This is a genomic window from Cellulomonas fimi, assembly GCF_028527925.1.
GTDB classification, from domain to species: Bacteria; Actinomycetota; Actinomycetes; order Actinomycetales; family Cellulomonadaceae; genus Cellulomonas; species Cellulomonas fimi_C.
This window is the reverse complement of sequence record NZ_JAPESW010000076.1, coordinates 1-10501: the sequence shown is the minus strand read 5'-3', so window position 1 is coordinate 10501 and position 10501 is coordinate 1. Positions and strand designations below refer to the sequence as shown.

Below are 10501 nucleotides of genomic sequence, written 5' to 3'. Positions count from 1 at the left end.
CGTGCGGTGGGCGCGGCGCGTGTGAGGGTGGGGGCATGGATCTGCGCATCTTCACCGAGCCCCAGCAGGGGGCAACGTACGACGACCTGCTCGCGGTGGCGAAGGCCACCGAGGACCTGGGCTTCGACGCCTTCTTCCGGTCCGACCACTACCTGGCGATGGGCGGCGACGGCCTGCCGGGCCCGACGGACGCGTGGACGACGCTCGCGGGCCTGGCGCGCGAGACGAGCCGCATCCGCCTGGGCACGCTGGTGTCGTCGGCGACGTTCCGTCACCCGGGGATCCTCGCGATCCAGGTGGCGCAGGTCGACCAGATGTCGGGCGGCCGCGTCGAGCTCGGTCTCGGCACGGGGTGGTTCGCGCAGGAGCACGCGGCGTACGGCATCCCGTTCCCGGAGAAGCGGTTCGGCATCCTCGAGGAGCAGCTCGCGGTCGTGACGGGCCTGTGGGGCACGCCGGTGGGGGAGACGTTCGACCACGCGGGCGCCCACTACACGCTGACCGACTCCCCGGCGCTGCCGAAGCCGGTGCAGCAGTCGCCCCTGGACGCGACCAGGGCCGGTGTCCCCGTCATCGTCGGCGGGAGCGGACCGCGTCGCACGCCGGCGCTCGCGGCCCGGTACGCGGCGGAGTTCAACCTCGCGTTCCCGGCGTTCGACGAGGTCGAGGCGAAGCTCGCGAACGTGGACCGCGCGCTCGAGGAGGCGGGCCGGACGAAGGAGAGCCTGGTCCGGTCGGCGGCGCTCGTGCTGTGCGTGGGCCAGGACGAGGCCGAGATCGCGCGTCGCGCGGCGGCGATCGGTCGCGAGGTCGACGAGCTGCGCGAGCACGGGATCGCGGGGACGGTCGACGAGGCCGTGGACCGCCTCGGCGACCTCCGCGAGCAGGGGCTGTCTCGGGTGTACCTGCAGGTCCTGGACCTGCACGACCTCGACCACCTCGACCTCGTGGCGCGTGAGGTCGTGCCCCGCCTGGGGTGAGCCGCGAGGCCGGTCACCGCCTGACCCGCCGGACGGGTGACGCCCGTCACCCCGAGGTGAATCCGGTTGCCCGGAGCGACGTCCCGTGTCTCGCGCCCTGAGACATGGGACGTCTCTTCGTGGACGCCGACCACGTGGTCGGCATCGATGCCCGCACGTACGCCCACCTGGACGTACGTGGTGCCCGTTCATCGCCCGTTCGCCCGTTCTGCCCGGAACTGTGACCTGGCGCACACCGGGCCTACGTGGACTAACCCGGCATACGTCCGTACGTTCGAAGACATCACGGGGCGGCGACGCCCGCCGGGAACCCACCCGACGCAACCGGGTTCCTGCGGCGCCTCCCGCATCTCGTGGGCCCGGCGCCAGCGTCGCCGTCGCAACGGAGGGTTCTGTCACGAGCCCTCCGCTCGACCGGACGACCACCAAGGGGGCGCCACGTGGCCACAACCTTCGACAGGCTCGTGATCGAGCCGCGCAGGACCGAAGCCGAACGGATCCGACCGACCCGCACGCCCGAGAACAACGAGGCCCAGAGCCCGTCGCTGCTGCTGCTCGTGCTGCTCGCGGCGACCGGCGTCATCGTCTACGCGATCTTCCTGCTCAACCCCGCCAACCGGGGCGACTGGCTGCCGTACGTCATGGTCATGCTCGCCGAGACGGTGCTCGTGATCCACGCGCTGCTGGCGATGTGGACCGTGCTGTCCAGCGGGCACAACCCGCGCAACTTCGCGTTCCACCTCGCGCAGGACCGGCTCTACGACATCGCGGAGATCGTCCGCGACAAGGCCGAGAAGCGTCCGCAGGACTGGCGGATGTACCTCCAGGAGTGGCCGATCAGCGTCGACGTCTTCATCACGACGTACGGCGAGGACCTGGACACCATCCGGCGCACCGTCACCGCGGCGGTCGCCATGCAGGGCCGGCACGACACCTACATCCTCGACGACGGCCGCAGCGACGAGGTGCGCGACCTGGCCGCCGAGCTCGGCGCCCGCTACGTGCGACGCCTGTCGAGCAACGGCGCCAAGGCCGGCAACATCAACCACGCGCTCTCGCTGACGCGCGGCGACTTCTTCGTCGTGTTCGACGCGGACTTCGTGCCCAAGCCGGAGTTCCTGCACGAGACCGTGCCGTTCTTCGCGGCCGACGACGTCGCGTTCGTCCAGACGCCGCAGACCTACGGCAACCTGCACACCATCATCAGCCGCGGCGCGGGCTACATGCAGGCGGTCTTCTACCGCTTCGTGCAGCCGGGCCGGAACCGGTTCAACGCCGCGTTCTGCGTCGGCACGAACGTCATCTTCCGCCGCGCGGCCATCGACTCGATCGGCGGCATCTACTCCGACTCCAAGTCCGAGGACGTGTGGACGTCGCTCATGCTGCACGAGAAGGGCTGGCGGACGATCTACATCCCGACCACCCTCGCCGTGGGCGACACCCCGGAGACCGTCGAGGCCTACACCAAGCAGCAGCTGCGCTGGGCGACCGGTGGCTTCGAGATCATGCTCACCCACAACCCGCTGTCCCGGAAGCGTCGCCTGACGATGGACCAGCGGCTCATGTACACGGTGACCGCGACGCACTACCTCACGGGCATCGCGCCGCTGCTCCTGCTGCTGGTCCCGCCGCTGCAGATCTTCTTCGACCTCACCCCGATGAACCTGTCGATCACGCCCGGCCAGTGGGCGCTGTACTACGCCGGGTTCTACGTCATGCAGATCGTGCTGGCGTTCTACACGCTCGGCTCCTTCCGGTGGGAGGTGCTGCTGCTCGCGTCCGTGTCGTTCCCGATCTACACGCGAGCCCTGGTCAACGCGATCTTCCGCAAGGACCAGAAGTGGCACGTCACCGGCCAGAAGGGCGCGTACCGCTCGCCCTTCGCGTTCATGCAGCCGCAGGTCCTGTTCTTCGTGTTCCTGCTGCTCACCACCGCCGTCGGCGTCTGGAAGGACCTCGGCAACGGCCACCTGAGCCTCGCGCTCGCGTGGAACGCGACGAACACGCTGATCCTCGGCGGTTTCGTCATCACCGCCTGGAAGGAGGGGCACGCCGGCCGTCTCGCGGCCCGCGCCGCCCGTGCCGACCAGGAGCCCACCCGTCGCAAGGACGCGGCCGACCCGAAGCTCGCACTCACCGGAGGTGCCGCATGACCTGGGCCAGCCGCATCAGACTCGTCGTCGGCGTGATCGTCGTCGCCGTGATCGCCGCACTCGCCACCTACCAGCTCAACGAGACGCGAGGCGTCGCGCAGAGCGACTCCGCGCAGATCCTCGCCCGCACGTACAGCGTCGGGACCCCCTACTCGGGGCTCGTCGTGGACCAGAAGGTCGACGTGGGCGACACCGTGAAGACCGGCGACCCGCTGTTCGTCATCGACTCCGCGACCCTGCAGTACGACATCCGCAACGGCTTCGCCCGCCAGGCGACCGAGGCGACCCAGATCGACCCCGACGGCAAGCTCGTCATCCTCGCCACGGGCGACGGCACCGTCACGAAGATCGGCTCCGAGCGCGGCACGTTCGTGCAGTCGGCGAGCGAGCTGGCCACCGTGCAGCGCGCGGGCACGCTCTACGTGCAGGCCGAGTACACGCTGTCCGCCAAGGAGTACGCCCGCGTGCCCGACGGCGCCGACGTCACGATCGTCCTGCCTGACCAGCGCAAGCTCCCCGCGACGGTCGAGCGCAACACCGTCGAGACCGTCGGCGGTGAGGCCCAGGCGGTCTTCACCATCACGGGCGACGAGCTCGTGGAGGGCGACGGCGACGGGCTGGTCTCGGCCGGCACCCCCGTCACCGCGGAGCTCCACCTCACGAACGACGGGGTGGTCACCCGCACCGCCGACTCCGTCAAGACCTACCTGAAGGGCCTGTTCGGATGACGGCACGCACCACGGACCACCCGCCCCTGTCGCCCCCGGCCGCGGTCTCGCACCGCCGCCGCTGGCTGATCGCCGGGATCGCCGCCCTCGCGGTCGCGACCCTTGCCGCCGTCGTCGTGCTCGTCGGCCCGTGGGGGCGCAGCGCCCCCGCGGCCGGCGGGTCCGGTGGCGGCTCCGCCCCGGACGCGCCCGTCGCCGGCCCGGCCGACGCCCGCACGCCGGACGTCGACACCGCCGCCCTCACGTCGGGGGTCGAGCAGGGCGAGGTCGCGAAGATCGCGCCCGTGCGCCTCGCCGACGGCGTCGTCCCGCCGACGAACCGCTGGTACAGCGGTCTCGTGTTCGGTGACGAGCCGCAGCCCGTGTTCGCGCAGCCGGTCTCGTTCGCGCTGACGGACAACGGCTTCACGCTCGGCCTGCCGGACCCGGTGGCCAGCGACAAGGCGGTCGTCGCACCCCACGTCCCGGCCGTGACCGTCGACGCCGGCGCGGCGTCGGCCCAGGTCAGCGCCGCCGACCCGGTGAGCGTGACGGTCGACCTGCTCGACGCGTCGGGCGCCGTGCTCGGGCACGTCGTGCTCGCGGAGGGCTCGCCCTTCGTCAGCCTGACGGCCGAGCAGGACCTCACGCTCGCCTCGACCCCGCAGGGCGGCTCGTTCTCGGGCGGAGGCGACGGGAAGCCCGCCACGGCCACCGTGGCGGACACCGACTGGGCGCTCGTCGGCGCCGAGGGCGGCTCGACCACCCTCGCCGCGGGCGACACCGCCACGTGGTACCCCGTGCCCCAGGACGCCGACGCCGACTCGGCCGCCGCGCTCGCGACCGCCGCCGCCGACCCCGTCACGGGTGTCGACATCACCTACGGCGTGAACGACGACGTGGCCCGCACGACCCTCACGTACAACACGGCCGGCGGCACGCCGTCGGCGTACGTGCTCGCGCCGCACCAGCGCACCGGCACCCAGCCGGAGCGCGAGGGCTGCGACCTCGGCACCTACCCGAGCGTGTACGGCACGCTCGAGCTCTGCGCCGGGTCGCACCTGACGGCGTTCGCGCCCACCGTGCGGCCCACGGGTGCGCTCGATCTCGACGGCGTCCCCGACGACCGTCGCACGGCGATCGTCGACGCCCTGAGCGCCGACGTCGCGGCCACGGAGCCGTTCCCGTCGGACACCTACTTCGGCGGCAAGGCGCTGTTCCGCGCGGCGTCCCTCGTGACGCTGGGCGAGCAGCTCGGCGCCGAGGACGTCGTGGCGGACCTGCGCACCCGCACGACGGAGGCCCTCCGCGAGTGGGCCGAGCCCGAGGGCTGCGCCGAGCGCGACGCGCGCTGCGTCGTGTACGACGCGACCGCCCGGTCCGCGATCGGCCTCACGCCGTCGTTCGGGTCCGACGAGCTCAACGACCACCACTTCCACTACGGGTACCTCCTCGCGGCGGCCGGCCTCCTGTCGGCCGACGACGAGAAGCTCGCGGACGACCTCGCGCCGGTCATGGACCTGCTCGCGGCCGACATCGCCTCGGCGACACCCTCCGACGAGCTGCCGCAGCTGCGGTCGTTCGACCCGTGGTTCGGGCACTCGTGGGCGTCGGGCACGTCGCCGTTCGCGGACGGCAACAACCAGGAGTCGTCCTCGGAGGCCGTCAACGCGTGGAACGGGCTCGGGCTGTGGGCGCAGGCGTCCGGGCAGGACGACCTCGCGACGCAAGCGGCGTGGATGACCTCCACGGAGGCCGCGTCGGCGCGCGCGTACTGGACGGCACCCGACCTGGACGACCCCGCGCTCGACGGGTTCGGCCACGAGGTGTTCTCGATCAGCTGGGGCGCGAAGCGTGACTACGCGACGTGGTTCAGCCCCGAGCCGTCGGCGATCCTCGGCATCCAGCTCATCCCCATGGGCCCGGTGCAGATGTCGCTCGCGACCGGGGTCGACCCCGAGCGGATCGCGGCCGCCGTCGAGGAGTCCGGCTTCACCGGCCCGCTCGCCGACTACGTCGTGACCTACTCCGCGCTCGCGGGGAAGGACGCGGCCGAGAAGGCGTGGACGACCGCGACCGGGCTGTCGGAGGCCGCGATCGACGACGGGTCGTCCCGCGCGTCGATGCTCGCGTTCATCGCGTCGGCGGGGGCGAACCCGCCCCGCAGCTGACGCCCCGCGTCACCGCATGCCGTCAGACGGCGTCGCTCGCCTCGTGCAGCGGCGCCGTCTGCGGCGTCCGGGGGCCCCCGGTTCCGGCCGGCTGCGCCTCCGGCGCCGGCGAACGGCTTCCGCCCGGCTCGTCGTCGGTCGTCACGGACCCCGCGATCGGGGTCGCGTCGGGCGCGGGCGGCAGGTCGTGCGCGGGCGGCCGCAGCAGGGCGCGCGCGGTCATGACGAGCAGCACCACGAGCGCGACGTTGCGGGCGGCGAGCACGGCCGTGACGAGCAGCCCACCACCGAGGATCTGGTCGTACCCCCACGGGAAGACGACCTGCGTCGCGGCGGCGACACCCGCCACCGTCCACGCCGTCGTCCGCCACCCCGGCAGCCGCAGCGCGAGCGCGACCGCGACGGGCGGCGCGAGCCACCCGATGTACTGGGGCGACCCGACCTTGTTGAACACGATCGTCGCGAGCACCAGCAGCAGCGCGCCGCGCACGACGAGCTCGCGCTGCGCGACCGCGTCCTCCCAGAACCGGTCCCCGAGGTGCCGCCGACGCCACCACAGCAGCGCCGCGCACGCCGCGAGCCCGACGAAGAACAGCGCGCCGAGCGCGTCGGCCGCCCCCGCCGTGCCCGGGCCCGACACCTCCCACGTGACGATCGGCTCGTTGAGGTGCCGACGCACCGCGTCGCTGAAGACGCCGACGAGCACCCACGGCGTCGCGCCGACGGCCTCGATCTGCAGCCCGCGCTCCTCCTGCTCGCCGAGGAACGACGCGACGTGGGCCCCGCCCCCGAGCGCGAGCACCGCTCCGACGACGACGACGCTCACGACCGCCGCGGGCAGCACGACGTCACGCCACGGCCGGCGGACCGCGACGACGACCGCGAGCAGCAGCGCCCCCGGCGCGACCTTGATCCACGCCGCGACCGTGAGCAGGACGGACGACACGCGCGGGTGCCGCAGCGTGACGGCGAGCGCGACCACGACGACGGGCGCGACGACGGCGTCGAGCCGGCCCATCGCGATCGGGCCCAGCAGCGCGAGGAACCCGATCCACCACCACGCACCGGTGGTCGTCCGGCGCTCGTGCGGGCGCCGACCGGTGCTGCCGACCGGGCGCGCGAGGCGTGGGGCGTGCAGCAGCACCCCGAGCGCGGCGGCGTCGAGCGCGGTGACGAGGACGGCCCACGTCGCGGCGTACTCCGGGCCGGTCCACTGCCCGGTCACGGTCGCGGCGAGCATCGGCAGGATCGCGCCGACCGGGTAGACCCAGTCGCCCGACAGGACGGGCCACTGGCCCTCGTGCACGCCGAGCCACATCCAGTACCGGTAGAGCTCGAGGTCCCAGAACGCCTTCTGCGGGATGAGCACGACGCCGACGTACGCGAGCCACGCGTGCACGGCGAGGAACGCGACCCAGACGGCCGTCAGGGAGCGCAGCAAGCGGTGCAGGGGGAGCCTCCGGCGGCCGGTCGGGACGTGGGCGGGCGAGCGGCCTCAGGCTATCGGGGCGTCGGGCCCGCCGTGCCGGGCTTCCACACCGGCGACGCCTGGCCTCCCCACGGGCGACGTGCCCGGCTCCCACACCGGCGACGCGCCGGGCTCCCACACCCGCGACGCGCCGGGCTCCCGCACCCGCGCGACAGCGGACACGACCGAGCGGGCGGCGGCACGCCGACGGTCCGGCCCACGGCACGGGGCGCGCGGGCCGGACCGGACGTGTCTGCTAGCCCTGGACGGGTCGCGCCGGCGGCGGCGGGACCGCCGGGCCGGCACCGACGACCGGCACGACGCGCGGCGTCGAGTCGTCGATGTAGCTGCTGTCCTGCGTCTCGGCGTCGTCGGGTGCGGGCGCGGCGTGCGGAGCGGTGTCGCGGACCGGGTCGGGCGCGCCGCCGGGGATGACGCCGGACGGTGCGGGTCGGAACTCGGGGGTCTCGGGCTCGGTCATCGGGGACTCTCCCTTCGTTGGACGGGTCGCGCTCCTCAGGGCACACGCTGGCACGTGGGACCGCGGTCCGCGCGTCGAGCGCCGGCAGGGCCGTACCCTGCGGTGCAGCCGGCGCAGGGAGAGGGCCGGCGACGACGTGACGGGAGCGGTCGATGGCGGGTCTGGGCTGGTCGGTGCACGGTGACGGGCGGAACGTGCGGCCGGGTGAGGTGGTCTCCCCGGACGAGCGGCTCACGTGGCCCCGGACGGTCGGGATCGGCCTGCAGCACGTGGTCGCGATGTTCGGTGCGACGTTCGCGGTGCCGCTCATCACGGAGTTCTCGCCGCAGACGACGCTGTTCTTCTCCGCGATCGGGACGGTCGCGTTCCTGCTGATCACGCGCAACCGGCTCCCCAGCTACCTCGGGTCGAGCTTCGCGTTCATCGCGCCCGTCGTCGCGGCCACCGCGAGCGGCGGCCAGTCCGTCGCGGTCGGCGGCATCCTCGTCACCGGGCTCGTCCTCGCCGCGGTCGGCGTCGTCGTGCACGTCGCGGGGGCGCACTGGATCGAGGTCGTGATGCCGCCGGTCGTGACCGGTGCGATCGTCGCGCTCATCGGGTTCAACCTCGCGCCCGTCGCGTGGGGCTCGGTCCAGAAGGCGCCGCTGACCGCGGTCGTCACGCTCGCCGCGATCGTCCTCACGACGGTCCTGTTCCGCGGCATCCTCGGCCGGCTGTCGATCCTCGTCGGCGTGGTCGTCGGGTACGTCGCCGCGCTGCTGCAGGGCCAGGTCGACTTCGCGCGCTTCCGCGAGGCCGCCTGGGTCGGCCTGCCGCCCTTCACCGCGCCGTCGTTCGACGTCGAGATCCTCGGCCTGTTCGTCCCCGTGGTCCTGGTGCTCGTCGCCGAGAACGTCGGCCACGTGAAGTCCGTCGCCGCGATGACCGGCCGCGACCTCGACCCCCTGACGGGCCGCGCGCTGTTCGCCGACGGCGTCGCGACGTCGCTCGCGGGCCTCGGTGGCGGGTCGGGCACGACGACGTACGCCGAGAACATCGGCGTCATGGCGGCCACGCGCGTGTACTCGACCGCCGCGTACTGGGTCGCCGCGGGCGGCGCCCTGGTGCTCAGCCTGTCGCCGAAGTTCGGCGAGCTCATCAAGACGATCCCCGACGGGGTGCTCGGCGGGGCGACGACGATGCTCTACGGCATGATCGGCCTGCTCGGCGCGCGCATCTGGATCCAGGCCCGCGTCGACTTCTCGAACCCCGTCAACCTCGTGCCGGCCGCGATCGCGCTGGTGATCGGCGTCGCGAACTACACGTGGGTCGTCGGCGAGCTGCGGTTCGAGGGCATCGCGCTGGGCACCGCGACCGCGATCGGGCTGTACCACCTCATGCGCGTGGTGGCCCGCTGGCGCGGGACGGGCGAGGAGCCCGCGACGCCGACGTCGGTCCCGGTCGCGGAGACGCCGCGCGACTGATCCGGCGGGCGGCCGCGGGGCGCGTCAGCCCTGCGGCGCCTGCTCCTCGGTGCCTTCGGCCGGTGCCTCCTCGCCGCCCTCGCCGGAGCCATCGGCGGCGGGCGTCTCCGGCTCGGGGGTCTCGACGGCGGCCTGGTCCAGCGGCACGCAGCCCTCGGGCGCCACGAGCGGCACGGACGGGTCGAGCACGACCTGGTCGGCGGGCGTGAGCTCGGCGAACTGCGTCCCGAGCGTCATGTCCACGGACGGGTCCTCGCGCGCGACGAGGTGCAGGTCCTCACCCTCGAGCTGCGCGGCGAGCGTGTACGCGGCGGCCGCACCCGCGACGCCGAACGAGATCCGCGCGACCCCGTCGAACGCGGGCTGCGTGTTGCCCGACCCGGCGACGACGAACCCGCGCTGCGTGAGCTCCGCGGCCGCGCCACCCGCGAGCCCGACGCGGCTCGTGCTGTTGAGCACCGTGACCGTCACCTGGTTGTACGCGAGCGGCAGCGCACCCGCGGGCGGGCAGGGGTCGGGGTCCGGGACGGGGGGAGGCGGTGCGGTGCTGAAGCCCCGCGCGACGAACGGCAGGTTCACGCTGCCCGTGTAGACGGCGGTGGCACCGAGCCCGGCGACCGCGAGCCCGGCGAGCAGCACGCCGAAGATGACGGCCTGCCGCTCGTGCATGTGCCGGCGGCGCAGCGCCCGGGCCCGGTCGAGGTCGCTCACGGCTCGACCGCCTCCGCCGTGGAGTCGGACGCGAGGTCGTCCGCGGGCTCGCCGCCCGGCTCCTCCTCCGCCGCCGCGCCGCCGCCGGACTCGACGACCAGGACCCGCGCGTGCAGCACGGCGCGCTGCTGGAGCGCGGCCCGCACGGCGCGGTGCAGCCCGTCCTCGAGGTACATGACGCCCTTGTACTGCACGACGTGCGCGAACAGGTCGCCGTAGAACGTGGAGTCCTCGGCCAGCAGTGCGTCGAGGTCGAGCGTGCGCTTGGTCGTCACGAGCTGGTCGAGGCGCACGACGCGCGGCGAGACCTCGGCCCACTGCCGGGGGCTCTCGTACCCGTGGTCCGGGTAGGGTCTGCCCTCGCCCA

9 protein-coding genes are annotated in these 10501 nt (G+C 73.6%); 5 read left to right on the top strand and 4 right to left on the bottom strand.

Going from position 1 to position 10501, the window contains the following annotated elements; all coding sequences use genetic code 11:
• Nucleotides 1–35: 35 nt before the first annotated feature.
• The 4 genes from OMK64_RS19190 (at nucleotide 36) to OMK64_RS19175 (ending at nucleotide 6011) form a co-directional block, all read left to right on the top strand.
• Nucleotides 36–980 carry an LLM class F420-dependent oxidoreductase gene (locus OMK64_RS19190; protein WP_272729959.1) on the top strand — a complete coding sequence of 315 codons (945 nt, stop codon included), beginning with the start codon at nucleotides 36–38 and terminating at the stop codon, nucleotides 978–980.
• A gap of 440 nt (nucleotides 981–1420) precedes the next feature.
• On the top strand, nucleotides 1421–3133 hold the full coding sequence (locus tag OMK64_RS19185) for a glycosyltransferase family 2 protein (RefSeq protein ID WP_272729958.1): 1713 nt from the start codon (nucleotides 1421–1423) through the stop codon (nucleotides 3131–3133).
• Nucleotides 3130–3861 (top strand): efflux RND transporter periplasmic adaptor subunit, encoded by a 732-nt coding sequence (locus tag OMK64_RS19180; RefSeq protein WP_272729957.1) that lies wholly within the window; start codon nucleotides 3130–3132, stop codon nucleotides 3859–3861. Before OMK64_RS19185 ends, OMK64_RS19180 begins: the two co-directional genes overlap by 4 nt.
• Nucleotides 3858–6011, top strand: a complete 2154-nt coding sequence (locus OMK64_RS19175; protein WP_272729956.1) for a glycosyl hydrolase — start codon at nucleotides 3858–3860, stop codon at nucleotides 6009–6011. The genes OMK64_RS19180 and OMK64_RS19175 overlap by 4 nt, the downstream gene beginning before the upstream one ends.
• Before the next feature lie 22 nt (nucleotides 6012–6033).
• Here the strand turns inward: OMK64_RS19175 and OMK64_RS19170 are convergent, their stop codons facing one another.
• Both OMK64_RS19170 and OMK64_RS19165 read right to left on the bottom strand, forming a co-directional pair.
• Complete coding sequence (locus OMK64_RS19170; RefSeq protein WP_272729955.1) at nucleotides 6034–7452, bottom strand: glycosyltransferase 87 family protein; 1419 nt, start codon at nucleotides 7450–7452, stop codon at nucleotides 6034–6036.
• 283 nt (nucleotides 7453–7735) lie between these two features.
• Complete coding sequence (locus OMK64_RS19165) at nucleotides 7736–7960, bottom strand: hypothetical protein (RefSeq protein WP_272729954.1); 225 nt, start codon at nucleotides 7958–7960, stop codon at nucleotides 7736–7738.
• A gap of 152 nt (nucleotides 7961–8112) precedes the next feature.
• Between OMK64_RS19165 and OMK64_RS19160 the strand changes: the two genes are divergently transcribed.
• Nucleotides 8113–9423, top strand: coding sequence for a uracil-xanthine permease family protein (locus OMK64_RS19160; protein WP_272729953.1), 1311 nt, complete (start codon nucleotides 8113–8115; stop codon nucleotides 9421–9423).
• Between the two features lie 24 nt (nucleotides 9424–9447).
• Here OMK64_RS19160 and OMK64_RS19155 read toward each other — a convergent pair whose 3' ends face one another.
• Nucleotides 9448–10134: a LytR C-terminal domain-containing protein gene (locus tag OMK64_RS19155; RefSeq protein ID WP_272729952.1), complete on the bottom strand. Its 687-nt coding sequence runs from the start codon at nucleotides 10132–10134 to the stop codon at nucleotides 9448–9450.
• Nucleotides 10131–10501, bottom strand: a 371-nt coding sequence (locus OMK64_RS19150) for a type II toxin-antitoxin system VapB family antitoxin (protein ID WP_272729951.1), incomplete at its 5' end; no start/stop codon positions are given. The genes OMK64_RS19150 and OMK64_RS19155, both read right to left, overlap by 4 nt.

Bases quoted from the DNA above. Each gene is read 5' to 3' on its own strand.
- OMK64_RS19160 (WP_272729953.1), top strand. From the start codon at position 8,113: ATGGCGGGTCTGGGCTGGTCGGTGCACGGTGACGGGCGGAACGTGCGG.
- OMK64_RS19180 (WP_272729957.1), top strand. From the start codon at position 3,130: ATGACCTGGGCCAGCCGCATCAGACTCGTCGTCGGCGTGATCGTCGTC.
- OMK64_RS19190 (WP_272729959.1), top strand. From the start codon at position 36: ATGGATCTGCGCATCTTCACCGAGCCCCAGCAGGGGGCAACGTACGAC.
- OMK64_RS19175 (WP_272729956.1), top strand. From the start codon at position 3,858: ATGACGGCACGCACCACGGACCACCCGCCCCTGTCGCCCCCGGCCGCG.
- OMK64_RS19165 (WP_272729954.1), bottom strand. From the start codon at position 7,960: ATGACCGAGCCCGAGACCCCCGAGTTCCGACCCGCACCGTCCGGCGTC.